Origin of the sequence: Pseudomonas lalkuanensis (genome assembly GCF_008807375.1) — a bacterium.
GTDB classification, from domain to species: domain Bacteria; phylum Pseudomonadota; class Gammaproteobacteria; order Pseudomonadales; family Pseudomonadaceae; genus Metapseudomonas; species Metapseudomonas lalkuanensis.
Map to the genome: position 1 here is coordinate 2,554,596 of NZ_CP043311.1, position 23,038 is coordinate 2,577,633.

The 23,038-nt window shown below is 66.4% G+C and carries 21 protein-coding genes; 8 read left to right on the plus strand and 13 right to left on the minus strand.

What is annotated here, in order from left to right:
- Positions 1–154: 154 nt before the first annotated feature.
- From FXN65_RS12000 to FXN65_RS12030, 7 genes are all read left to right on the plus strand, one after another.
- A complete protein-coding gene (locus FXN65_RS12000) occupies positions 155–1,504 on the plus strand; it encodes an outer membrane beta-barrel protein (protein WP_151133416.1) in 1,350 nt (449 codons plus the stop codon).
- 82 nt (positions 1,505–1,586) lie between these two features.
- Positions 1,587–2,897 (plus strand): ABC transporter substrate-binding protein, encoded by a 1,311-nt coding sequence (locus tag FXN65_RS12005; RefSeq protein WP_151133417.1) that lies wholly within the window; start codon positions 1,587–1,589, stop codon positions 2,895–2,897.
- Between the two features lie 69 nt (positions 2,898–2,966).
- Positions 2,967–3,689: an ABC transporter ATP-binding protein gene (locus FXN65_RS12010; protein ID WP_151133418.1), complete on the plus strand. Its 723-nt coding sequence runs from the start codon at positions 2,967–2,969 to the stop codon at positions 3,687–3,689.
- 4 nt (positions 3,690–3,693) lie between these two features.
- The gene (locus FXN65_RS12015) at positions 3,694–4,395 is read left to right on the plus strand and encodes an ABC transporter ATP-binding protein (protein ID WP_151133419.1); all 702 of its coding nucleotides are present in this window, start codon (positions 3,694–3,696) and stop codon (positions 4,393–4,395) included.
- 2 nt (positions 4,396–4,397) lie between these two features.
- A complete protein-coding gene (locus tag FXN65_RS12020; protein WP_151133420.1) occupies positions 4,398–5,261 on the plus strand; it encodes a branched-chain amino acid ABC transporter permease in 864 nt (287 codons plus the stop codon).
- On the plus strand, positions 5,261–6,277 hold the full coding sequence (locus FXN65_RS12025) for a branched-chain amino acid ABC transporter permease (protein WP_151133421.1): 1,017 nt from the start codon (positions 5,261–5,263) through the stop codon (positions 6,275–6,277). Before FXN65_RS12020 ends, FXN65_RS12025 begins: the two co-directional genes overlap by 1 nt.
- 118 nt (positions 6,278–6,395) lie before the next feature.
- On the plus strand, positions 6,396–7,325 hold the full coding sequence (locus FXN65_RS12030) for a LysR family transcriptional regulator (RefSeq protein ID WP_151133422.1): 930 nt from the start codon (positions 6,396–6,398) through the stop codon (positions 7,323–7,325).
- Between the two features lie 155 nt (positions 7,326–7,480).
- Here FXN65_RS12030 and FXN65_RS12040 read toward each other — a convergent pair whose 3' ends face one another.
- From FXN65_RS12040 to FXN65_RS12070, 7 genes are all read right to left on the minus strand, one after another.
- Positions 7,481–8,434 (minus strand): AraC family transcriptional regulator, encoded by a 954-nt coding sequence (locus tag FXN65_RS12040; RefSeq protein ID WP_151133423.1) that lies wholly within the window; start codon positions 8,432–8,434, stop codon positions 7,481–7,483.
- A 123-nt stretch (positions 8,435–8,557) separates the two neighbouring features.
- Positions 8,558–9,580 carry a phosphotransferase enzyme family protein gene (locus tag FXN65_RS12045; protein ID WP_151133424.1) on the minus strand — a complete coding sequence of 341 codons (1,023 nt, stop codon included), beginning with the start codon at positions 9,578–9,580 and terminating at the stop codon, positions 8,558–8,560.
- 10 nt (positions 9,581–9,590) lie between these two features.
- Positions 9,591–10,871 (minus strand): aspartate aminotransferase family protein, encoded by a 1,281-nt coding sequence (locus FXN65_RS12050; RefSeq protein ID WP_151133425.1) that lies wholly within the window; start codon positions 10,869–10,871, stop codon positions 9,591–9,593.
- Positions 10,864–12,186 (minus strand): amino acid permease, encoded by a 1,323-nt coding sequence (locus FXN65_RS12055; RefSeq protein WP_151133426.1) that lies wholly within the window; start codon positions 12,184–12,186, stop codon positions 10,864–10,866. Before FXN65_RS12055 ends, FXN65_RS12050 begins: the two co-directional genes overlap by 8 nt.
- A gap of 384 nt (positions 12,187–12,570) precedes the next feature.
- Positions 12,571–13,080: a sterol desaturase family protein gene (locus FXN65_RS12060; RefSeq protein ID WP_212632334.1), complete on the minus strand. Its 510-nt coding sequence runs from the start codon at positions 13,078–13,080 to the stop codon at positions 12,571–12,573.
- A 106-nt stretch (positions 13,081–13,186) separates the two neighbouring features.
- Positions 13,187–14,365, minus strand: a complete 1,179-nt coding sequence (locus FXN65_RS12065; RefSeq protein ID WP_151133427.1) for an MFS transporter — start codon at positions 14,363–14,365, stop codon at positions 13,187–13,189.
- A 484-nt stretch (positions 14,366–14,849) separates the two neighbouring features.
- Positions 14,850–15,533 carry a response regulator transcription factor gene (locus FXN65_RS12070; protein WP_151133428.1) on the minus strand — a complete coding sequence of 228 codons (684 nt, stop codon included), beginning with the start codon at positions 15,531–15,533 and terminating at the stop codon, positions 14,850–14,852.
- A 393-nt stretch (positions 15,534–15,926) separates the two neighbouring features.
- Here FXN65_RS12070 and FXN65_RS28525 point away from each other — a divergent pair, with 393 nt between their 5' ends.
- The gene (locus FXN65_RS28525) at positions 15,927–16,370 is read left to right on the plus strand and encodes a phosphatase PAP2 family protein (RefSeq protein WP_394351299.1); all 444 of its coding nucleotides are present in this window, start codon (positions 15,927–15,929) and stop codon (positions 16,368–16,370) included.
- On the opposite strand, the gene FXN65_RS12080 is transcribed toward FXN65_RS28525, so the two are convergent.
- The 6 genes from FXN65_RS12080 to FXN65_RS12105 all read right to left on the minus strand — a co-directional run bounded on the left by FXN65_RS12080 (position 16,357) and on the right by FXN65_RS12105 (position 22,916).
- Entirely contained in the window at positions 16,357–17,316 is a 960-nt protein-coding gene (locus tag FXN65_RS12080) for an SdiA-regulated domain-containing protein (RefSeq protein ID WP_151133430.1), read from the minus strand. The two genes, FXN65_RS28525 and FXN65_RS12080, sit on opposite strands and share 14 nt — an antisense overlap.
- A 77-nt stretch (positions 17,317–17,393) precedes the next feature.
- Positions 17,394–18,863 carry an ArnT family glycosyltransferase gene (locus tag FXN65_RS12085; RefSeq protein ID WP_244620757.1) on the minus strand — a complete coding sequence of 490 codons (1,470 nt, stop codon included), beginning with the start codon at positions 18,861–18,863 and terminating at the stop codon, positions 17,394–17,396.
- Positions 18,864–18,967: 104 nt separating this feature from the next.
- On the minus strand, positions 18,968–19,708 hold the full coding sequence (locus tag FXN65_RS12090; RefSeq protein WP_151133432.1) for a glycosyltransferase family 2 protein: 741 nt from the start codon (positions 19,706–19,708) through the stop codon (positions 18,968–18,970).
- 86 nt (positions 19,709–19,794) lie between these two features.
- A complete protein-coding gene (locus tag FXN65_RS12095) occupies positions 19,795–20,577 on the minus strand; it encodes a TVP38/TMEM64 family protein (protein WP_226282030.1) in 783 nt (260 codons plus the stop codon).
- Positions 20,578–20,583: 6 nt separating this feature from the next.
- Positions 20,584–21,576, minus strand: coding sequence for an NAD-dependent epimerase (locus FXN65_RS12100; protein ID WP_151133433.1), 993 nt, complete (start codon positions 21,574–21,576; stop codon positions 20,584–20,586).
- A complete protein-coding gene (locus FXN65_RS12105) occupies positions 21,573–22,916 on the minus strand; it encodes a UDP-glucose dehydrogenase family protein (protein ID WP_151133434.1) in 1,344 nt (447 codons plus the stop codon). Before FXN65_RS12105 ends, FXN65_RS12100 begins: the two co-directional genes overlap by 4 nt.
- Positions 22,917–23,038: the final 122 nt, after the last annotated feature.

Below are 23,038 nucleotides of genomic sequence, written 5' to 3' on the forward strand. Positions count from 1 at the left end.
CATTGTTCTCGATTCGCAAACACTCATATCGCTGAAACCGGAATTGTTGGAGGTGAGGGCCGCTTGTAGCTTGCGACCCAACCGGACAGCCGGGCCCGCACTGCCAGCGGGGCGCGTCCGCATCAGGCTGACTAATAACAACAAGGTAGCTGCCATGATCCCTCGCAAGCATCGTTCCGCAATCTCCCTGTTCGCCCCGGTCCTGGCGGCCGCCGCACTGTTCCCCCACATCATCCAGGCCGCCGAGCCGGGTCCGTCCGGTTCGCTGTTTCGCAGCGCCTTCGGTGACGGCCTGGAAAAGGATTACGGCATCAAGGTCCATGGCTGGGCCCAGGCCGGTTGGATCTACAACGACAACGGCAGTGACGACGTGAGCAAGCAGGCCTTCTTCAACAACGACGAAGGTTTCAACCTCAACCAGTTCGCCCTGGCCATCGAGAAGACGCCCAAGGGCAACGTGGTGGGCCGTGTCGGCCCGTTTCCGGGGCCGATGCCGCAGGAAGCCGACTGGGGCTTCAACGTCACCGCGCTCTATGGCAAGGACGCGCGCTTCTTCAAGACCTATGGCTTCGACGAAGACCTGGGCGTCAACCGCAGCGCCGACGCCAACGACGAGAACTTCAACATCGCCCAGGCCTACCTGGACTTCTACCTCCCGGTGCTCGGCGGCTCCAACCTGATGCTCGGCGTCTTCCACACGCCGCTGGAGAACGAGATCGGCTTCGCCCTGGGCAGCCCGGCCCCGGCGGACTTCTACAGCCACACCTATTCGTTCATGCACGGCCCGGCCAAGCACACCGGCGCGCTTTACTCCTTCAAGCTGCCCCAGGAGGAGAGCGGCAGCATGCTCGGTTTCGAACTGGGCCTGGTGCAGGGCTGGAACAATATGCAGGACCCCAACGGCGACCCGGACCTGATCGCCAACCTGCGCTGGCGCTCGGCCGACTTCCGCACCTGGGTGGATTGGGAAAACATCTACGGCAACGGCGCGGGCGACAGCTTCGCCGAATGCGCCTGCGGCTCGCCGATTCCGGCCGGCACCAGGGACGAGGACCTGACCCGCTACGCCTCCTACCTGACGGTTTCCCATGTGCTCGACGAGCGCAACCGGGTCGCCGTGGAGTTCAACTACGGTCAGCAGGAAGACGCGGCCTTCGCCGCTTTCGCCAACAAGGGCAACGCCCATTGGTACGGCACTGACGTCAACTGGTACCACCGCCTGGGCGACAACCTGATGTGGAACAGCCGCGCCGAGTGGTTCTACACCGACGCCCCGGTGCACGTGGTGATGGCCAACATCGACCCGCAGACCGGCATCCCCGACCCGAGCTGGGGCAGCTTCTACGGCTTCACCACCAACCTGGCCTGGACGCCGGTGCCCAACGTCCGCCTGCGCCCCGAACTGCGCTACGACATCCACAGCGGCAACGGCCGCGACGCCTTCGGCGATGGCCGCGAAGACAGCCAATTGGTGGGCTCCTTCGACATCACCGTCTTCTTCTGATCCGGCTCCCGACCACTGCCCTCCCGGCCGGGCGCCAACGTGCGTTCGCGCCGGAACTCATCCTTCCGTCGAGGTATCCGTCATGGACAACAACAAGAAACTCCTCGGTGCCGGGCTTTCCCGGCGTGATTTCCTGCGGGCCAGCGGCGTCGTGGCTGGCGGCTCGCTGCTCGCAGGCTTTTCTTCAGCTCCGCTGCTGGCGGCGGAAAAGGTCATCCGCATCGGCTACGTCAGCCCGCAGACCGGGCCGTTGGCCCCCTTCGCCGCCGCGGACGCCTACATCATCGAGAGCCTGGCGTCGGTGCTGAAGAACAGCATCACCGTGGGCGGCCAGCGCTGCCGTCTGGAGGTAATCGTCAAGGACAGTCAGTCCAACCCCAACCGCGCCGCCGAGGTGGCCAACGAGCTGATCCTTTCCGACGGCATCGACCTGATGCTGGTGTCGTCCACCCCGGAAACCACCAACCCGGTGTCGGACCAGTGCGAGATCAACGAAATCCCCTGCATTTCCACCGTGGCGCCCTGGCAGCCCTGGTTCTTCACCCGTGGCGGCAAGCCGGATGAAGGCTTCCAGTGGACCTACCACTTCTTCTGGGGCCTGGAAGACGTGATCGCCACCTATACCGCCATGTGGGGCGGCATGGGCAGCAACAAGGTGATCGGTGGCCTGTTCCCCAACGACGGCGACGGCAATGCCTGGGGCGACAGCAAGCTGGGCTTCCCGCCGGTGCTCTCGCAGAAGGGCTTCCAACTGGTGGACCCGGGGCGCTTCCAGAGCCTGACCGACGACTTCTCCGCGCAGATTTCCGCCTTCAAGAAGGCCGAGGCGGAGATCGTCACAGGCGTGGTCATCCCGCCGGACCTCACCACCTTCTGGACCCAGGCGCGCCAGCAGGGCTTCCAGCCCAAGGCCATGTCGGTGGGCAAGGCGCTGCTGTTCCCCTCGGCGGTGGAGGCACTGGGCAAGGCAGGGCACAACCTTTCCACGGAAATCTGGTGGAGCCCCAGCCATCCCTTCAGTTCATCGCTCAATGGCCTCACCGCCGGGCAACTGGCCGAGCGTTACACCAAGGCCACCGGCAAGCAGTGGACCCAGCCGCTGGGTTTCGTCCATGCGCTGTTCGAGCTGGCGGTGGACATCCTCCAGCGCACCGAGGAAGTGGGTAATCCCGAGGCCACCCGCAATGCGCTGCTGAAGACCGAGTTGAACACCGTGGTCGGCCCGGTGAGCTGGAAGAGCGGTCCGGTGAAGAACGTCGCCAAGACGCCGCTGGTGTCCGGCCAGTGGCGTCTGGGCGGGCCCTTCACCTACGACCTGGTGATCACCAGCAACCAGACCGCGCCGCAGATTCCCGTTGGTGGGGAGATGCAGGCGATCACTTACGGCGGCTGATTTCTTACCCCCTCCCCACAGCCCTCTCCCCCACGGGGAGAGGGAGCGGTATGAAGCAGGTATCGACACATGCAACAACTCCTCGTACTGGAGCAGGTGCACAAGCGCTATGGCTCGGTGAAGGTGACCGACGATCTCAGTCTGGCCCTGGCGCCGGGAGAGGCGTTGGGCATCATCGGGCCCAATGGCGCCGGAAAGAGCACGCTGTTCAACCTCATCGCCGGGGGCGTCGCCGCCGACAGCGGGCGCATCAGCTTTCAGGGTGAAGACGTCACCCGCGAGCCGGTGTTCAAGCGCTGTCAGCGTGGCATCGGCCGCTCCCACCAGATTCCCCATCCCTTCGTGAAGATGACCGTGTTCGAGAACCTGCTGGTGGGCGCCACGTTCGGCGCCGGCCAGTCGGAGAAGGACAGCTACGCCTGGTGCGCGCACATCCTCGAACTCACCGGCCTGATGAAGAAAGCCAACGCCCCGGCCGGTTCGCTCACGCTGCTGGAACGCAAACGCCTGGAAATGGCCCGCGCCCTGGCCACCCGGCCGCAACTGTTGCTGCTCGACGAGATCGCCGGCGGCCTCACCGAGCCGGAGTGCCTGGAGCTGGTGGGCACCATCCAGGGCATCCATCGCTCCGGCACCGCGATCATCTGGATCGAGCACATCGTCCACGCGCTGCTGGCGGTGGTCAGCCGCCTGGCGGTGATCAACTTCGGCCGCAAGCTGGACGAGGGCGAGCCCAATGCGGTGATGGCCAATCCGAAGGTGCAGGAAATCTACATGGGCATCGGGAGCTGAAGGCATGCTGACGATCCGCAAACTGCGCGCCGGCTACGGCGACTTCCAGGCACTGTTCGGCATCGACCTGGACCTGGCGGCGGGGGAAACCGTCGCCATCATCGGCTCCAACGGCGCCGGCAAATCCACCTTCCTGCGCTCACTGGCCGGGCTGATCCGCAACGATTCCGGCGCCATCCGCTTCAAGGACGAATACATCGGCAGCCTGCCGGCCAACCGGGTGCTGGAACGCGGCATCGCCCTGGTGCCGGAAGGCCGCAAGCTGTTCCCCTCGTTGAGTGTCGAGGAGAACCTGCTGATCGGTGCCTACAGCAAGCGCCAGGGCGCCTGGAACCTGGAGCGCATCTACGGCCTGTTCCCGGTGCTGGAGAAACTGCGCAAACGCCCCGGCACCGCGCTGTCCGGCGGCCAGCAGCAGATGGTCGCCATTGGCCGCGCGCTGATGTCGAGCCCGAGCCTGCTGCTCTGCGACGAGATCAGCCTGGGTCTGGCACCCACGACCATCAAGGACATCTACGCCGCGCTGCCCTCGATCAAGGCCGATGGTACGGCGGTGATCCTGGTGGAGCAGGACATCAACCAGGCCCTCAGCGTCGCCGACCGTTTCTACTGCTTCCAGGAAGGGCGCATTTCCCTGTCCGGCAAGCCGGGCCAGGTGAGCAAGGAACAGATCAAGGCGGCCTATTTCGGCCTGGCGGAGGCATGACGATGGAATGGCTCAATACCCTGGTGCAGGGCGTGCTGCTCGGCGGCCTCTACGCCATGTTCGCGGTCGGCCTGTCGCTGATGTTCGGCATCATGCGCCTGGTCAACATCGCCCATGGCGACTTCATCGTCCTGGCGTCCTACCTGGCCCTGGTGGTGGTGGAAGTGCTTGGCCTGTCGCCCCTGGCCAGCCTGGTGCTGGTGGTGCCGCTGATGTTCGTGGTCGGCTACTGCCTGCAGCGCCAACTGCTCAACCGCACCCTTGGCAACGACATCCTGCCGCCGCTGCTGGTGACCTTCGGGCTGTCGATCATCCTGCAGAACCTGCTGCTGGAATTCTTCAGCGCCGACAGCCAGAAGCTCTCCCAGGGCGACCTGGAAGTGGCCAGCGTGGCCGTGGGCGGCCTCAGCCTCGGCGTGATGCCGCTGCTGGTGTTCGGCTGCGCCCTGGCGGTGATCGGCGGTTTGCAGCTGCTGTTCTACAAGACCCGTCTCGGCCGCGCCTTCCGCGCCACCTCGGACGACCAGTCCACCGCGCAACTGATGGGCATCGACAACCGCCACATCTTCGGCCTGGCCATGGCGCTGGCGATGGCGGTGGTGTCCATCGCCGGGGTGTTCCTCGCGGTGCGCACCAGCTTCGATCCCAGTGTTGGCCCGGCGCGCCTGCTCTACGGCTTCGAGGCAGTGATCATCGGAGGCCTCGGCAGCCTCTGGGGCACCCTGGCTGGCGGGGTGATCCTCGGCGTCGCCCAGGCCATCGGTGCGCGCATCGATCCGGGCTGGCAGATCCTCGCCGGCCACCTGGTGTTCCTGCTGATCCTGGTATTCCGCCCGCGCGGCCTGTTCCCCCGGAGTGTCGACTGATGAATGCGATGAACAATGCCTACCTTGTCCAGCGCGCTACCCGCAGCAGCCGGGTGGGCCTGGCGCTGCTGGGTGTGCTGGTCCTGCTGCTGGCGTCCCTGCCGTTCTGGGCGGACCGCGCACTGCTGCGCCTGGTGGTGGAATTCGCCTACTACCTGGCCCTGGCGCAGATGTGGAACCTGCTGGCCGGTTACGCCGGAATGGTCTCCGTGGGGCAACAGGCTTTCGTTGGCCTGGGGGGCTACCTGCTCTTCGTGCTGGCCTCGCAACTGGGCGTGCCGCCGTTGGCGGCGGTGTTCCTCTCCGGGCTGGTGGTGGCGCTGCTTGCAGTGCCCACGGCGCTGGTGCTGTTCCGCCTGCGCGGCGCCTACTTCGCCATCGGCACCTGGGTGGTGGCCGAGGTGTTCCGCCTTGGGTTGGCCCAGGTCGGCAGCCTGGGCGGCGGCTCCGGGCAGAGCCTGCCGGCGTCCATCGTGCGGCAGATCGGCAGCAGCCGCGATGGCCGCGAGATGCTGCTGTACTTCAGCGCACTGGCCATTGCCGTTGGCGCGGTGCTGGTGGTCTACCTGCTGCTGCGTTCGCGCCAGGGCCTGGCGCTGACCGCCATTCGCGACTCGGAGCCGGCCTCGGGGAGCCTGGGCGTCAATGTGTTCCGCACCAAGCTGATGGTCTACGTGCTGGCCGCCGGCTGCACCGGCGTGGTGGGCGCCCTGATCTTCCTGCAGAAGCTGCGCATCTCCCCGGACGCCGCCTTCAGCGTGCAGGACTGGACCGCCGCGGTGATCTTCATCGTCATCATCGGTGGCATCGGCACCCTGGAAGGCCCGCTGATCGGCACCCTGATCTACTTCGCGCTGCGCAGCTGCTTCGCCGAGTTCGGCGCGCTGTACATGATCATCCTTGGCAGCGTGGCGGTGGTGATGATGCTGAAAGCACCCCAGGGCGTGTGGGGGCTGGTGAGCGAGCGCCTGGGTTGGCAGCTGTTTCCGATGCAGCGGCGGTTGGTGAGCGGCTGAGGTCTTGACCTTTACCCTGTGGGAACGAATTGATTCGCGATGGACAATACCGGCTGCGTCGCAGCCCATTCGCGAATGAATTCGCTCCCACAAAAACAATGACCTTTGAGAATCGAACATGGACCGCCTGCTCAGCATCGAAGCCTTCGTCCGCGTCGCGGAAACCGGCAACTTCGCCAGGGCCGCCCAGCAGCTGGGGGTGACTCGTTCGGTCATCAGCCACCGCATCCAGCAGCTGGAGGAGTACATCAGCGCGCCGCTGTTCCATCGCAGCACCCGCCATGTGCGGCTGTCGGAAGTCGGGGAGACCTATTACAAGGAGTGCGCCGACATGGTGGCGAGCTTCAACAGCCTCACCGAGCAGATGCGCGACCTGCGTGCCAAACCCAGCGGCAAGCTGCGCATCCAGATGCTGCCGGGTTTCGCCCTCGGTCATTTCGGTGCGTTGCTGGCGGAGTTCACCGGGCTGTACCCGGACATCGAGGTGGACGTGATCGTCAATGACCGGGTGGTGGACCCGATCGAAGAGGGCTTCGACGTGGCGTTCCAGATGTTCCCGCCGCTGGCCGAATCGCTGATCGAACGCAAGCTGTTCTCTGTGCGCCGGCTGTTCTGCGCATCCCCGGAGTACCTGGAGCGTCATGGCGCGCCTGCCGTGCCGGCGGATCTGCAGGCGCACAAGGTGGCGCTCTACGAGGGCTACCCGTCGCGCAACAAGTGGGTGTTCAACGGCATCGACCCGGTGGAGCTCAACCTCACCGGGCAAGTGCGCTCCAACTCCGTGCACCTGCTGCGGGACTACGCCATCACCGGCGCCTGCGTGGTCTGCCTGCCCACCCTCGCGGCCAGCGCCGACCTGCTGGACGGCCGCCTGGTGCCGGTGCTTACCGACTATTCGCTGACTTCCTTCAACTTCTCCGCCGTGTACCCGGCCACCCAGCGCCGGGCGCTCAAGGTGCGCACCCTGATCGAATTCCTGGTGGAGCGCATCAGCGACGAGCCGGCGTGGGACCGTCCGTTACTGGACAAAGGCTGGGTACAGCCCTAGGAGCTATACGAAAAGTGTCTGCGCATCGGTGATGCTGCGTTGAAATCGGCCTCGTGCGCGAGTCCGATCAGAATGCTCATTTACAACTCGTGAACTGCGCTTCTTCGGCCGATTTCGCCTTGCCTGACCTTCGCTCGACGACCTTTCGTACAGTCCTAAGCACGCCGGCTGGTGAGCGAGGGCTGCTCGCCGTAGAGGCGCTTGTAGAGCGAAGAGAAATGGCTGGAGCTGGCGAAACCCAGGTCCAGTGCCAGCGTGGTGATGCTCTGCACCGGGTCCTGCTTGAGCCGGCGCCGGGCCTCGGCCAGGCGCAGCGAGAGGAAGAACTGCTGGGGCGTTGCCTGGCAGATTTGCCGAAAGCAGTACTGCAGGGTGCGGTGACTGGTGTTCAGTGCCTGGCAGAGCTCCGGCATGGACAACGGCAGGTCAAGGCGGGCCTGCATGATCTCCACCGCCGCCAGCACCAGGCGGCGACGCTGTTCCAGCGAGCGGGGCATGACGCCGCTGTGCCGGGCGGGCGCGCGCAGCACCTCGTCCAGCCCCTGGAACACGCAGTCCAGCCCCGGCATCACGGCGCGAAGGCCATCGTCAGCGGAGCGCGGATCGAACTCGGCACGCTCGAAGGCGCCGATCGAGGTGCAGAGATCCTGGCGCAGGCGTTGCGCGGACAGCGGTGAAATATCCAGGCGGCGCCGGTCGAGGGCCTGCTCCAGGCGCTCCTGTTCTTCGGCCCCCAGCAGGTGGGCAAGGAGGCGACGGTCGATGGTCATCCCGAGCATGCCGATCTCGCCGGGAGCGCAGATTTCCATCTCCTGGCCACCTTCCAGCACCAGCAGGGTGTCGCGGGCCAGGGTGCCGCCGTTGAAGGTCGAATCCGTGGACATCGACAAGGGAATGCCGAACACCACCTGGCCTTCCGGCGGCGTCATGTTTTCGTGCAGGTGCAGGTTGGAGTGCTCGTAGATCAGCGATGCCTCGACGAGCTGGATGTGCAGCAACTCGGCGTGCAGCCGGCCACGCCCCAGCTGGGTGTAGTCCTGGCTCCAGCCGGACAGCGCGCCGGCGAGCTCGTCCGAGTCGGATGCCTGGTGTCGGGCTATGCCTGTCATGTCGGTTCACCTGTCGAGCGCGGGTGGCGGACGCTCCGGGCCATGATGGCGGAGCGTCGCACAACCGGCATTGCCATGCGCGCCAGGCACTTGTGCATCCCTGCCAGGTGCCGGCACGACGGATCAGCCGCGCTGGCCGAGGTAGGCCTGCGCCAGGCGGCAGGCCCGCTCGATCAGCATGGGCGCCAGTTCCTCGGCGGTGCGGCTTTCCCGGCGGGTGTGGATCCAGCCCAGGTAGGTCAGGCCGCGCAGCGCAAGGAACAGCGGCAGGGTAGCGCGGTCGTCCGGGGTCAGCGGCTTCACCGAGTGGTAGCCGGACAGCAGCGCCGCCTGGATTTCGGTGAAGCGCGGGTCGTCCAGGCAGAAGTACAGCGCCGTGGCCAGCTCGAACATGTGCCAGCCGAAACCGGCGTCGTCGAAGTCGATCAGGTGCAGCCGCGCGTTTTCCAGCAGCAGGTTTTCCGGCACCAGGTCGGCGTGGATCATGCCGAAGTTGTCCAGGTTGCGACCGTAGCGGCGCAAGTCGGCGCGGGCTGCCTGGCGGGTGGCGTGCAACAGCTCGCGCTGTCCGTCGTCGAGCAGGTCGAGCTGCCAGTACGGCCCCCAGAACGGACGCTGGCCGATCAGGCCTTCCTCGTCCCAGGCATGGCGGCTGAAGGCATTGGGTTGTTCCCAGCGGGCCGAACTCAGGTGGATCCGCGCGGCCACCGCGCCGGCATCGAAGAACAGCCCGGCGATGTCGGCATCCACCTCCAGGCCATGTTCGGCGGAACCGATGCTGGCGCCGCCGAGCCAGCCGAGCATGTCGATGTAGCGCGACTCGCCCAGCTCCTCGCTGTGCACCTGCGCCAGGTGTTCGCCGGCGCGGGTGCGGATGATCTGCGGCACACGGATGCCGTCGGCCGCCAGGGCTTCCATCCATTGCAGCTCCGAACGCAGGGCTTCCTCGGAGTGGTAGCCGTCGCGGTGCACGCGCAGGGCGCTGCGCCGGCCGTCGCTGCGGGTGGCGCAGAACACAGCGTTCTCGCGGTACTTGATCAGGTCCAGGCGAACGTAGTCGCCGTCCCATTGGCGCAGGGCGTCGTAGGCCAGGCGTTGCAGGCTGGCCACCTGCTGTTCGTGGTCGAGGGTGTGGAATCGGCTCATGGCGCTGGCCTCAGAGTTCGCGAAGGACAGAGTCGAGGGTGTCGATGAACAGGTCCGCATCGGCGCGGGAGAACACCAGCGGCGGGCGGATCTTCAGCAGGTTGTCGTCCTGGCCGATCTTGCTGATCAGCACGCCGCGCTGGCGCATCTGGTTGACCACCCGGCGTGCTTCGGCGCCTGCCGGCGTCTTGGCGTGACGGTCGCGCACCAGCTCGACAGCGAAGAACAGGCCCTTGCCGCGCACATCGCCGATGATCGAATGCCGGCCGGCCAGAGTCTCCAGCCCGTTGGCCAGGTGCGCACCCACCTCGCGGGCATTGCGCAGCAGTTGTTCGTCTTCGATCACGTCCAGCACCGCGCTGCCCACGGCGGCGGCCACCGGCGAGCCGCCGAAGGTGTTGAAGTACAGGTTGCGCCCACCGAAGGCTTCCACGCGCTCGCGGCTGGCCACCAGCCCGGCCAGGGGGAAGCCGTTGCCCATGGGTTTGCCCAGGGTGACGATGTCCGGCACCGCGCCGTGGGCCTGGTGGCCCCACATGTGCTCGCCGGTGCGGCCGAAACCGGCCTGTACTTCGTCGACGATCAACAGGCCCCCGGCCTCGTGAACCAGCGCAGCGATGCGTTCGACATAGCCTGCGGGCAGGCGCGGCAAACCCTCGTTGGCGAACAGGGTGTCGATCAGCATCGCCGCGAGCTGGACGCCCTCGGCCTTCAGCGAGTCGATGGCCGCGGCCACGCGGGCCACATACTGGTCGGCCAGTTCGGCCGCGCTGGTGCCTGCCGGCGCCCGGTACAGGCAGGGAATCGGCACCGCGCGGGCGACGGGCGAGAAGGGCTCGGAGCTCGGCAGGGCGGTGGTCACCTCGGCCAGGCTGGTGGTGTTGCCGTGGTAGTTGTAGCTGCTGACGATCACGCCGTTGCCGCCGGTGCAGAACCGGGCCATGCGCAGGGCCAGTTCGTTGGCCTCGCTGCCGGTGCAGGTGAACATCACGCAGTCCAGCGACGGGTCGAAGGTGGCGGTCAGGCGTTCGGCGTAGCTGACGATGCGGTCGTTCAGGTAACGGGTGTGGATGTTCAGGGTGGCCGCCTGGCTGGCCATGGCTTCCACCACGCGCGGGTGGCAATGGCCCACGCAGGGCACGTTGTTGTAGACGTCCAGGTAGCGCTTGCCGCTCTCATCGAAGAGCCATACGCCGTGGCCCTTCACCAGCTCCAGCGGCTGGTCGTAGAACAGCGGCGACTGGTCGCCCATGGCGCGGTGGCGGCGTTGCAGAAGGTCCAGTTCAGACATGGTCGGGGTTCTCCGAGGCGATGGGCTTGGCGCCGCGCGAGGCGCGCACCAGGTAGTTGATGACCAGCAGCACGGCCAGCACGGCAAGGGCGCTGAGCATTTCGACCTCCAGCTGGAAGCAGGCGGCGATCACCATCAGCGTCAGCACCATGCCGAGGCCGGCGATCACCGGGCCGCCAGGCAGGCGGAACGGCCGCGCCAGGTGGGCGTGGGTGCGGCGCATGCGGATATAGGCGGCGAACAGGAACAGGTGGCAGGTGCAGAGCAGCAGCACCACGCACAGCAGCAGTTTCTCCGGGCTGACCAGGGTCAGCGGCAGGCCTATGGCCGCCAGCGCCAGCAGCGCGACATAGGGCGAGCCACGGCGATTGGTGCGTGCCAGCACGGTCGGGAGGTAGCCGTCGCGGGAAAGGGCGAAGAGCTGGCGGGATGCCGAATACACCACCGAAAAGAAGGTGGCCAGCAGGCCGCAGATGGCGCCGATGCCTACCAGCTGCGCCAGCCAGCTCGACTCGTCATGACCACCGCTGTGGGTCATGGCGGCGTACAGCGGGTCCGCAGCCGAACCCACCACCTGCACGCCAGCGGCGCCCGGTGCGCAAACCAGTACGGTGATGGCCGTCAGCAGCAGGGTGGCGACGGCGGCAATGATGCCGCGGGACATGCTGCGGCCCGGATCGACCGCTTCCTCGGCGGCGGAGCTGACCTGCTCGATGCAGATGAACATCCAGATGGCAAAAGGTACGCAAGCGAAGATGCCGTGCAGGCTGAGGGCCTCGCCGAAGCGGCCGGAAGTGCCGGTCAGGTTGGCGACCTCCAGGTGCGGCAGCATGGCGGCGCCGAACACCAGCAGCGTCGCGGCAGCGATGGCGCCAGCCAGCAGGGTGAACCCCAGGGCCTCGCCGACGCCGCGGATATGCACGCCGATGATCAGGGCGAACAGCGCCAGCTTCACCGGCCAGCCGCCGAAGCCGAACACCGATTCCATGTAGGAGGCGACGAAGCTGGCGGCGGCGCCGGTACCGATGGTCAGCGCCAGGGTGCAGGCTGAGCCCACCAGGTAGCCGACGAAGGGGCCGAAGGCGCTTTGCGCATAGGCGAACACGCCGCCGGCATGGGGCATGGCGGTGGACAGCTCGCTGATGCACAGGGCCAGCCCACAGCTCAGTATGGCCATCAGCAGGGTGGCCAGGAGCATGTTGGCCCAGCCGTTGTCGGCGAGGCCGAAATTCCAACCGGAGAACTGGCCGGCGATCACCAGCGAGATACCGAGCCCCGCGATCTGGGGCCAGCCGAGTACAGCTTTCTTGAGCATGGCGGTGGTTCCTTATTGTTGTTGTCGAACAGGCGCGGGAGCCCCGCGCCTGCAAGAGAGACGTTAAGGCGGGGCAAGGGGAGGCGATATCAGGAATGCGCAAAGTGGCGCGCGGGCGGACCTGCGGCCCGCTTGGCGAATGAATTCGCCCGTACCGGGATGGCGCCGATGGTGGGCGTTGAGTCACCCCTATCCCTTCAGGAAGAGGGACCGGGGAGAGTGTGGTTGCGGATAGCTCGGATTCAGACGCCTTTCGCGAATGAATTCGCTCCCACAGCAGATGGATCTGTCTGTGGCACGTAGGTACAGGCGCGAGTCACCCCTCTCCACTTCAGGGAGAGGGGCCGGGGGTGAGGGTGTTTCAGGCCGCTCGGACCCTGAGTTTCAAGAAGCCGCCCCCGCCTCCCGCTCCCTCCCCACGAAATGCTCCCGCGTGCCGAACACCCAGTCGAACCAGGGCCTGGTCACGCACCAGTTGGCCTGCGGGTTGGGGCCCATGTGGTGGTCGTAGTGCCAGGGCAGGTTCTTGCGTGCCCAGTCGGGATGGTCGTGGGCCTTCTTGTGGGTGAGGTAGTAGTTGCCGGCGCAGTACCACAATGTCAGGCACAGCCAGGGCGCCCAGAGGATCAGCGGTGCCACCAGCACGCTGGCGGCCACCAGCGCCCAGGCTTCCTTGCCCTGGGCGTGCCAGCCCAGGGGAGGGCGGCGGTAGCAGGGGTCGTAGAAGTTGTGCTGGCGGGCGTTGCGGTGGTGTTCGTGGAAATGGAAGCTCCAGAAAGTCCCGCGTTTGCGGCCCATGCCGTGCAGCACGATGCGGTGGAACCACCATTCGGTGAAATTGCCGAGCAGCAGGCCGGCGGGGATGCTGATCAGCGCTTCGAAGTACCAGGGCATTTTCTTATCCTTGTCGTCGTCCCATGCAACCCGGAGTACGGCACCCGCCCCGGGCCATCGGACCAAGGTTCGCGCCGGCGGGCAAGTAGGGCAGCCCGCCTTTCGATTAGCGTCGACGCAGGGCCAGCAGCAGGAGCGTCGCCACGCAGAAGACGGCACCGGCAAGGAAGGTGCTGGCTGCGCCCAGGCTCTGCCACAGCCAGCCTGCCAGCACGCTGGCCACCAGCAGCGCGGCGCCGCTGGCCAGGTTGAACAGGCCGAATGCGCTGCCCTTGAGGTCTGTCGGGGTGGTCTCGGCCACCAGCGCCGCGAGGATGCCCTGGCTGAAGCCCATGTGCAGGCCCCAGAGGGCGACGCCGGCCAGCAGCAGGGCGGGGGAGTCGGCACGGGCCAGCAGCAGGTCGGCAACGATCAGCAGCACCAGGGAAAACGCCAGCAACCCCGTCGGGCTGACGCGATCGGAGAGTTTGCCGGCCGGATAGGCCGACAGCATGTAGAAGCCCGCCATCACCACCATCACCAAGGGGATCCAGGTGGTGGAAAAGCCGGCGTCCTGCGCCCGCAGCACCAGGAAGGCTTCGCTGAAACGGGCCAGGCTGAACAGGGCGCCGAGGCTCACCACCCACCAGTAGGCTGCGGGGAAGCTGCGCCAGGCGCGGAAGCGGAGCGGCGAACGCAGCTGTCGGGAAGGCCGGGAAGCCTCGGGCTCCTTCACCCCGACCAGGATGCAGGCCACGGACACCAGGGCCGGCAGCACGGCGAACCAGAGCACCAGGCGGATATCGCCGTCCAGCAGCGTCATCAGCAGGATCGCCAGCAGCGGCCCGAGGAAGGCGCCGACGGTATCCATGGCCTGGCGCAGGCCGAAGCAGGCGCCACGGATCTCCGGCGGGGCGACGTCGGCCACCAGGGCATCCCGAGGCGCCCCACGAATACCCTTGCCGACCCGGTCCAGCAGGCGGGCGAGCAGCACCTGGTCAGCGGAACCGGCGAGGGGGAAGAGGGGTTTGGTCAGCGCCGCCAGGCCGTAGCCGAACAGCAGCAGGCCCTTGCGCTTGCCCAGATAGTCGCTGATGGCCCCGGAGAAGACCTTGACCACCAGGGCCGTGGCTTCGGCCAGGCCCTCGATCAGCCCCACGGCCAGCATGCTGGCGCCCAGGCTGCCCACCAGGTAAAGCGGCAGCAGGCCATGCACCAGTTCGGAGGACAGGTCCATGAACAGGCTGACGAAACCCAGCGCCCAGACCGTGCGCGGGATGCGGGAGGTGGTTGTGGCAGCGGGCATGTCCCTGTCCTGTTGGTTCCGGTCTGTTTCAGGTTAGGCAAGAAGGGGGGCAAGAATCTGTGAACGCGAATGCATTCGCCGGCCGGGCCGCAGGTCCGGCCGGCGAACCGGTTGGGGGATGCTGCGCGTCCCTTGGCGATTGAGCTGTTAGAACGTTTTCAGCCACGCTGCTTGCCGAGTTCTGCGGATGTTTCTGGTTTCGCCTTGCCGGGCGACTCCTTTTTTCAAGCGTCGGAATGCTGCCCACAAAAAGGAACCAAACAGGCTTGCCCCTGCATCCCAACGCAGACATGGCGAATGAATTCGCTGTGTCTGCATCAAGTGTTGCAAGCAGCTGCATTGCACGCAGGAGCTGGCTTGCCAGCGAATGGCCCCTTTTCGCCAGCAAGCTGGCTCCTAAAGGTTTCCCGGACCGATGGGCGATCTCTGGCAACAGCTAACGCGTTCATGGCCAATGAATTCGCCCCCAACGAGAAACACGCCCTCAGTCCCGTTCCTCCAGGTCCGCCAGCCGATAGCCGACGCCATGGATGGTGTGCAGCAGCGGGCGCGGGAAGGGTTTGTCGAGGGCCTGGCGCAACTGGTGGATATGGCTGCGCAGGCTGTCGCTGTCCGGGCAGTTGTCGCCCCACAGGGCTTCTTCCAGCACTTCGCGGCGAACCACCGCCGGGCTCCTGCGCATCAGGGTGGTGAGCAGCTTGTGACCGAGGGGATTGAGTTTGATGATCTGGCCCGCACGGGTGGCTTCGAGGGTGTCGAGGTCGTAGCTGAGGTCGGCTACTTGCAGCTGGCGCTTGCGCCCGCCGTGGCTGCGGCGCACCACGGCCTCGATGCGCGCCACCAGCTCGGACAGGGCGAAGGGCTTGACCAGGTAATCGTCGGCACCGGACCTCAGCCCGGCCAGGCGGTCCTCCAGGGTGTCGCGGGCGGTGAGCATGATGATCGGGGTGTCGCGGCGGGCTTCCTGGCGCAGACGGTTGCACAGCTGCAGTCCGTCGATGCCGGGCAGCATGATGTCCAGCACGATCAGGTCGTAGTGCTGGGTGGTGGCCAGATGCAGGCCGGAGAGGCCGTCCTGGGCGCAGTCGACGCCGTAGCCCTTGAGCTGGAGGTAGTCCAGCACGTTGGCAAGGATGTCGCGGTTGTCTTCGATGATCAGTATGCGCACGTGTTGCCCCCTCTCCGGCGCCTGGGCGCCGTTGATGCTTTTTTCACAAGACCTTTACCAGTTGCTCACACGAGGGAGGCCAGACTGCGGCGGCCTTTCCTCACCCAGGACTTCACGATGCCCCTCTCGCGACCCTTCAATTTCGCGCTCTGGAGCGGCCTGCCGCTGGCGGCCATGGCGCTCCTGCTGCTGGTCGACGTACCACGGCTCGACTTTGCCCTTGCCCATCTCTTTTACGACCCGCAGACCGGCTTCATCGGCCGTCACAGCGCCTTCCTCGAAGACGTGTTGCACGACCGCGCCAAGCAGGCGGTGATCGGTCTCGGCGTGCTGGCCATCGCCGGCTTCATCGCCAGCCTGCTGCTCAGCGGCCTGCGCCAGTGGCGTCGTACGCTGGGCTACCTGGTTCTGGCCCTGGGGCTGTCAACGGCCATCGTCACCCCACTCAAGGCTGTCACCGCCGTGCAATGCCCCTGGAGCCTGCAGGCGTTCGGCGGCGTCGAGCCGTACTCGCCGCTGGTGGGCCACCACCCCTATGTCGACAAGCCCGGGCGCTGCTGGCCTGGCGGCCATGCTTCGGCCGGCTTCTCCCTGCTGGCGCTGTTCTTCGCCCTGCGTGACCGTCGTCCGCGCCTGGCACGAGTGGCGCTGGTGGGCGCCCTGGCTCTCGGCAGCCTGTTCTCCCTGGGGCGGATGATGCAGGGTGCGCATTTCCTCTCCCACAATGTCTGGACCTTGCTGTTCGACTGGATGATCAGCCTGGTCTGCTACCGCCTGATACTCTACCGTCCGGCACGGGTGGAGGCAGACGCTGCGCTGCCGGTCAGTTCTTCCTGAAGCGGTAGAACAGGTTCGGCTCGCTCACCACGTACAGGTTGCCCGCGTCATCCTGGGTCAGGCCCTCGGCCTGGCCCACGCTTTCCTTCAGGTCGCCGAAGCCTCCGAGCAGGGTGCGGAAGCTGACCAGATCGCCGTTCTCGTCCAGTTCGATCACCAGCCTCGATTCATGGCTGAGCACCAGCAGGTGCCCCGTCGCGGCGTCGAAATGCAGGTCGGAAATATCGCTGGTGAAGACGCTGCGATCGATCCAGTCGCCAAGGTCCTCCACCTTGAGCTGCAATTTGCCGCCGAGGCTCGCCTTGACGCCGCTCACGCTATGGAGCTGGCGCGGGTCACGCTCCTTGGCGACGAAAATGCGGTCGTGGGCGGCGTCGTAGGCCACGCCTTCGAAGCCCTTGTTGTGGGCACTGGAGGCCAGCGGCAGTGCCAGGCTCTGGCTGTCCCGCTTGTCGATGGCCTGGCCGGGCTGTCCGGGTAGGTGGAAGAACACCAACTGCTGCTGCAACTCATCGGCCACTACCACCTGGCCGTCACCCATGTAGGCCAGGGCTTCGACGTCCTCGAAGCCCTCCAGCGGGTACTGCGCGGTGATCTTCCCCTCGTGGTCCAGCTCCAGCAGCTTGATCGGTGGCGCGTTGGTTACCGCCAGCAGGCCCTTGCGATCCGGGGCGAAGTCGATAGCGGACAGGTCGTCGTTCACCCCTTCCACCGGACGGGCCTCGACCTCGACGCGGTAATCCGGCAGCCAGACACTGCGGCCCGCCCAGGCTTCCGCGTGCAGGTTGCTGGTGACGTAGAACCAGGCTCGCTGGTGCCAGTGGAACTTGGCGGTGGCGACCACGGCGGCGAGCAGGGCCACCAGCCCCAGTCCGCAGAGGCCTAGCCGGCGCAGGTTCGGCCCCGGCCGGGTGCCGTGTCGCTTGAGATCTACTGCACTGTTCATCGTTTTTATCCTGTACTTCGGACGAGCGCCGGCCGCGAGCCCCCCACGGTGAGGGGCCGCACTCCGTTATCGGTCCATCAGTCGAGTGGTCGTTTCCAGGCGAATCGATAGGGCTGCTGTTGCCGGGCCGCAGCGTCCTGGCACTGGCCGTTGTCGGCGTTGCCCTGTACCAGGTACCAGTCTTCGTCGTCACCATCGCCCACGCGCTTGGCCAGTTCCGGCTTGAAGCAGCGGGGCAGGTCTTCAGGCCGGATCAGCGCGGAGTTGCCGGGGTGGCTGCGCAGCCACTCGGCGGCTTTCTCCACCTGTTGCGGCCCAACCATGCCGAAGTGCACCAAGGGCTGGCGTGCGTACAACCAGTGGCCTTCGCGCCAGTGGGTGAGCATCAGTTCGGTGCCGTTGGTGACGTCGGCCACCTCGGTCATCAGGGTCTGGCGTGGATTGACGCCTTCCTTGATCGGCTCGACGAACCCCCGGGCGAACCACGCGAAGAACCAGAACAGGGCGAGGCCAATGAAAATCTTCCGGCCACGCGGACGGCTGGCGAACCAGCGGCGCAGCAACCAGGGAACCAGGGGCGCCGTGGCCAGCACCAGGCCGGGCAGGGCGGGGTAGATGTAAAGCTTGCGCTTGCCTGAGCTGAGGCTGAAGAAGATCAGCACCAGCACGACCCAGCCCAGCAGCACCAGGTAACGGCCGTCGCGCTTGGTCAGTTGGCGGCGCCAGGCCGGTACCAGCCAGGGCAGGGCCAGAACCAGGGGCAGCCAGTACTTGGGGATCACATGGGTGAAGAAGAACCAGAAGGGTTCGCGGTGGTGCCAGGCGTTGGCGTAGCGGTGGGCGGTCTGGCGCAAGAGGATTTCGTTGAGGTAGGCGCGGCTGGCCTGGTCGCCGAACAGCACCACCTTGATGATCAGCGGCAGTAGCCAGGTGCCGATGGCCGCCAGGGCCACCACCAGGCCGAGCAGCCAGGCGCGGCCTTCGCCCGGCATCCGCGCCACGCCGTGCCAGCCACGGCGTGCGGCAAAGGCATAGGGAATCAACATCAGCGCCGGGAGGAAGCCCACGCCCTTGCTGATGATGCCGAAGCCCATGGCGGCGCAGGCCAGGTAGAACCAGCCCCAGGCGGGACCCAGCAACAGGTGCCTGGCCATGCCGTAAAGGCCGAGGGCGGTCCACAGGAGCAGGAAACCGTCGATCTGCCCGGCGCGCTGGATGCTGTAGGTCTGGTAGGTGGCCAGGAACAGCAGGCCGGCGATCACGCCGACACGGCGGTTCCACAAGCGCGCACCGAGGTCGTGCAGGCAGGCGACGGTGACCAGGCCGGCCAGCAGAGCCGGCACGAACAGCGCGATGGTCGGCGCAATGCCGAGCCGGGTAAGGCCGGCGATGGCCCACATGAACAGCGGCGGCTTGTCCGGGTAGATCTCGGCTGCGCGATGGGGAATCAGCCAGTCGCCGCCCTGTAGCATCTCCAGGGCCACGCCGAGGAAGCGCTCCTCGTCCACGTTGGACGGGTGGCGCATGCCCAGGCCCGCGCTGATCATCGCGGCGGCGAGCAACAGCAGGAGCAGCAGCGAGATGCGCCGGGAGCTCAGCAGGCTCAGGGGTTCGTCGGTTCCGTCCAGGGTGGGCGAGAGGCGACCCATGCTCAGCCCTCCAGTTCGCGGGCCGTGGTGTTGAAGCGGGTGCGGCGGATCAGCCACCAGACGCCGAACAGGTCGAGGATCCCCACCAGGGCGCGGTCCAGGTTGCCGTACTTGGAAACGCCGGCGCTGCGCGGGCGGTGATTCACCGGGTGGACCAGCATGCCGCCCTGGTGGCGCTGGATCAGTGCCGGGATGAAGCGGTGCATGTGATCGAAATAGGGCAGGCGGAGGAAGGCTTCGCGCTCGATCAGCTTGAGGCCGCAACCGGTGTCCGGGGTGTTGTCCTTGAGCAGGCGGCCGCGCAGGCGGTTGGCGAAACGCGAGGCCCAGCGCTTGCTGGCGGTGTCGCGGCGATTCACCCGGTGGCCGGCGATCAGCTTGAGATTGATGGGGGCGTCCGGGCCGCGGACGATGGCCAGCATGCCGGGGATGTCCGCCGGGTCGTTCTGCCCGTCGCCATCCAGGGTGGCCAGCCAGGTGCCTTCGGCGGCTTGCGCCGCATGGTAGATCGAGGTGCTCTGGCCCAGCGAGCGGTCATGGCTGAGGACGCGCAATTGCGGGTAGCCGGCGTGCTTGATGGCGAGCAGGCGCGAGGCGGTGTTATCCGTACTGCCGTCGTCGACCACGATCACTTCGAAGGACTCGCCGGCAAGCGCATGGCGAATCTCTTGCAGCAGCGTGGGCAGGTTCTCGGCTTCGTTCTTGGCCGGGATCAGTACGGAGAGGTAAGGCCTGTTCGACATGCGGTGTCCGTCTTCAGAAGGGTTCATACGAGTCATTGTGGCCCCTGGCTGCGGCGCCATCATTGCCTGTCCATGCTGGAGGCCAATCAGGGCTGTTCCGCCTCGCCCAGTGCGGCATCCACCTTGTCATCGATACCCAGGCCATGGCGATGGCGGTGGTACAACCAGGCGCCGAGCATGCCGGAGATCAGGAACAGCGCGGCTGCCAGGCCGATGCGCAGCGTCGGCGCGACCGAGATGCCACTGCCCACCAGGGCGAACACCAGGGACTGCGGCAGGAAACCGATGAAGCTGGCAGCCAGGAAGGGCGCGAGCCGCGCGCTGGAGATGCCGGCGGCGAGGTTGGTCAGCACGTTGCTGCCCACCGGCAACAGGCGGATCAGCAGCGTCATCGAGAACGGGTGCTCGTGGATGAAGCGGTCGAAGCGCGCGGCGCGGGCCCCGAGGCGGTCGCGCAGCAGGCTGCGGCCGAACAGCCGGGCATAGAGAAACGTGAGGAGGCAGCCGCACAGGGTCGCCAGGGTGCCGACAAGGGTGCCGGGCAGCAGGCCGAAGGCGTAGCCGGCAAGGAAGGCGATGATCTGCCGGGGCAGGCCGAGCGCGGTGAACGACATGCCCACGACGAGAAAGAGCAAGGTGCCCTCGACGCCGTGGCCGCGGATATGGGCGTCGATCCAGGTTTCGTTGACTGCGTTGCCCAGGTCACTGCTGTCGAACAGGTAGCCGATCAGCGCCAGGCTGAGGATCAGTCCCAGGCCCTTGAGCATCGCCCGTGGCGCCGCAAAGACCGCAGCCTGGTGGGGGCGGGGGGCTTCCTGCTGCAGGCGGGAGCGCTGGATCTCGGTCAGCTGGCGCGGTTCGTTGCCCATATCCGATCAGACTCCGTAGAAGGTCCGGTACCAGTCGACGAAACGACCGACGCCTTCGCGCAGTGGTGTGCCGGGACGGAAGCCGGTGCGCCTGGCCAGCGCGCTGACGTCGGCCCAGGTCTGTGGCACGTCGCCAGGCTGCATGGGCGTCAGCTGCTTGATCGCCTCGACGCCGGTAGCCGATTCGATGCAGCGCACGAAGTCCAGCAGGCGCACCGGTGAGCCCAGCCCGATGTTGAACAGCCGCGCGGGAGCGCCCAGGCGGGTCTGCTCCGACTCGTCGGCATAAGGCGGCGGGCAGTCCTGGATGCGCACGATGCCTTCGACGACGTCGTCGATATAGGTGAAGTCCCGCGACATGTCGCCTTCGTTGTAGATATCGATCGGCTGGCCTTCGAGGATTGCCTGGGTGAACTTGAAGGGCGCCATGTCCGGACGGCCCCAGGGACCGTAAACGGTGAAGAAGCGCAGGCCGGTGGTGGGCAGCCGGTAGAGGTGGGCGTAAGTGTGGGCCATCAGCTCGTTGGCGCGCTTGGTGGCGGCGTAGAGCGAGATCGGGTTGTCGACGGCGTCCTCGATGGCGAAGGGCACCTTGGCGTTGGTCCCGTAGACCGAGCTGCTGGAGGCGTACACAAGATGCTGGACGCCGCTGTGGCGGCAGCCCTCCAGGACGTTGACGAAGCCGGTGAGGTTGGCTTCGGCGTAAGCGTGGGGATTGTCCAGCGAATAGCGCACCCCGGCCTGGCCCGCGAGGTGGATGACACGCTCGAAACCCTGCTCGTGGAACAGCGCCTGTGCAGCCGCGCGGTCGGCGATGTCCAGCTTGTGGAAGACGAAGCCGGGAAGCGCACGCAGCCGCTCCAGGCGGGCGAGCTTGAGGTCGACGCTGTAGTAGTCGTTGAGGTTGTCGACGCCTGTTACCTGGTGCCCCGCGTTGCACAGGCGCAGCGCAGTGTGGAAGCCGATGAACCCGGCGGCGCCGGTGACCAGGATCTTCATTGCGCGGTGAGTCCTACGGCGGCACGGCCGATCGGGTAGTAGGCCAGGCCTTCGCGGGCCAGGTGCGCGGGTTCGAAGATGTTGCGACCATCGAAGACCACCTTGTCGCCCAGTCGCTGGTGGATCAGGCCGAAGTCGGCAACGCGGAAGTTCAGCCACTCGGTGAGGATCACCAGGGCGTGGGCGTCGTCCAGGGCTTCTTCCTTGGAGTCGACCAGGCGCAGGTCGGGGTGGTCGCCATAGAGGCGCCGGGCTTCCGGCATGGCCTCGGGGTCGAAGGCGCGGACGCGCGCGCCGGCCGCCCATAGCGCGTCCAGCAGGACCCGGCTCGGCGCCTCGCGCATGTCGTCGGTATTGGGTTTGAAGGACAGGCCCCAGAGGGCGAAGGTCTTGCCGCTGAGGTCGCCGTCGTAGTGGCGGTGGATGTTCTCGAACACCTTGTGCTTCTGCCGGCGATTGACCGATTCCACGGCCTCCAGCAGTTGCGGGTGGTAGCCCACTTCGGCGGCGGTGCGTTGCAGCGCCTGGATGTCCTTCGGGAAGCAGGACCCGCCGTAGCCGCAGCCGGCGTAGATGAAGTCGTAGCCGATTCGCGAATCGGAGCCGATGCCCTTGCGCACCATTTCGATGTCGGCGCCCAGGCGTTCGGCGAGGTTGGCCATCTCATTGATGAAGGAAATCTTGGTGGCAAGCATGCTGTTGGCCGCGTACTTGGTCAGCTCGGCGCTGCGGCTGTCCATGACGATCAGCTTTTCATGGTTGCGACTGAAGGGTTTGTAAAGCTCGCGGAACAGGTCGATGTCCTGTGCGCCGTCAACGCCGATAATGATGCGCTCGGGACGCATGCAGTCCTCCACCGCCGAGCCTTCCTTGAGAAACTCGGGATTGGACACGACCTGCATGTCAAACCCATGACCGCGCCGTGTCAGGGCTTCGTGCAGGTGAGCCTTCAGGCGCTGCGCGGTGCCTACCGGGGAGGTGGATTTGTTGATCACCACCTTGGCCTCGGTGGCGTGCGTGGCGATGGCTTCGGCGACGGAGAAGACATGCCGCAGGTCGGCGCTGCCATCTTCGTCCGGCGGCGTGCCGACGGCGATGAAGATGACCTTGGCAAAGGCCACGCCCTCAGCGGCGCTTGTGGTGAAGGTCAGGCGACCGGCGGCGAGGTTGCCCCGCAGGAGGGCTTCCAGGCCAGGCTCGTAGATCGGTGACAGGCCCTGCCTGAGCTGGGCGATTCGGCGCTCGTCGATATCGACGCAACACAGGGTATGGCCTACTTCTGCCAGGCAGGCTGCCTGGGTCAGACCGACATAGCCGGTTCCGAATATGGTGATGTTCATTCAGCGCCTGTTTGTTGTTATCTCTGCCCGTCTGGCGACCTTTTGGTGCGCCGGTCCCGGCCCCTCCCGGCCGACCCGGCGAGCGGGCGTTGGGAACAACCTAACAGGGAAAATGTGAAAAT

Excerpts from the sequence above, each read along its gene's own strand:
- FXN65_RS12000 (WP_151133416.1), top strand. The coding sequence starts at position 155 with ATGATCCCTCGCAAGCATCGTTCCGCAATCTCCCTGTTCGCCCCGGTC.
- FXN65_RS12005 (WP_151133417.1), top strand. The coding sequence starts at position 1,587 with ATGGACAACAACAAGAAACTCCTCGGTGCCGGGCTTTCCCGGCGTGAT.
- FXN65_RS12010 (WP_151133418.1), top strand. The coding sequence starts at position 2,967 with ATGCAACAACTCCTCGTACTGGAGCAGGTGCACAAGCGCTATGGCTCG.
- FXN65_RS12015 (WP_151133419.1), top strand. The coding sequence starts at position 3,694 with ATGCTGACGATCCGCAAACTGCGCGCCGGCTACGGCGACTTCCAGGCA.
- FXN65_RS12020 (WP_151133420.1), top strand. The coding sequence starts at position 4,398 with ATGGAATGGCTCAATACCCTGGTGCAGGGCGTGCTGCTCGGCGGCCTC.
- FXN65_RS12025 (WP_151133421.1), top strand. The coding sequence starts at position 5,261 with ATGAATGCGATGAACAATGCCTACCTTGTCCAGCGCGCTACCCGCAGC.
- FXN65_RS12030 (WP_151133422.1), top strand. The coding sequence starts at position 6,396 with ATGGACCGCCTGCTCAGCATCGAAGCCTTCGTCCGCGTCGCGGAAACC.
- FXN65_RS12040 (WP_151133423.1), bottom strand. The coding sequence starts at position 8,434 with ATGACAGGCATAGCCCGACACCAGGCATCCGACTCGGACGAGCTCGCC.
- FXN65_RS12045 (WP_151133424.1), bottom strand. The coding sequence starts at position 9,580 with ATGAGCCGATTCCACACCCTCGACCACGAACAGCAGGTGGCCAGCCTG.
- FXN65_RS12050 (WP_151133425.1), bottom strand. The coding sequence starts at position 10,871 with ATGTCTGAACTGGACCTTCTGCAACGCCGCCACCGCGCCATGGGCGAC.
- FXN65_RS12055 (WP_151133426.1), bottom strand. The coding sequence starts at position 12,186 with ATGCTCAAGAAAGCTGTACTCGGCTGGCCCCAGATCGCGGGGCTCGGT.
- FXN65_RS12060 (WP_212632334.1), bottom strand. The coding sequence starts at position 13,080 with ATGCCCTGGTACTTCGAAGCGCTGATCAGCATCCCCGCCGGCCTGCTG.
- FXN65_RS12065 (WP_151133427.1), bottom strand. The coding sequence starts at position 14,365 with ATGCCCGCTGCCACAACCACCTCCCGCATCCCGCGCACGGTCTGGGCG.
- FXN65_RS12080 (WP_151133430.1), bottom strand. The coding sequence starts at position 17,316 with ATGAACAGTGCAGTAGATCTCAAGCGACACGGCACCCGGCCGGGGCCG.
- FXN65_RS12085 (WP_244620757.1), bottom strand. The coding sequence starts at position 18,863 with ATGATCAGCGCGGGCCTGGGCATGCGCCACCCGTCCAACGTGGACGAG.
- FXN65_RS12090 (WP_151133432.1), bottom strand. The coding sequence starts at position 19,708 with ATGTCGAACAGGCCTTACCTCTCCGTACTGATCCCGGCCAAGAACGAA.
- FXN65_RS12095 (WP_226282030.1), bottom strand. The coding sequence starts at position 20,577 with ATGGGCAACGAACCGCGCCAGCTGACCGAGATCCAGCGCTCCCGCCTG.
- FXN65_RS12100 (WP_151133433.1), bottom strand. The coding sequence starts at position 21,576 with ATGAAGATCCTGGTCACCGGCGCCGCCGGGTTCATCGGCTTCCACACT.
- FXN65_RS12105 (WP_151133434.1), bottom strand. The coding sequence starts at position 22,916 with ATGAACATCACCATATTCGGAACCGGCTATGTCGGTCTGACCCAGGCA.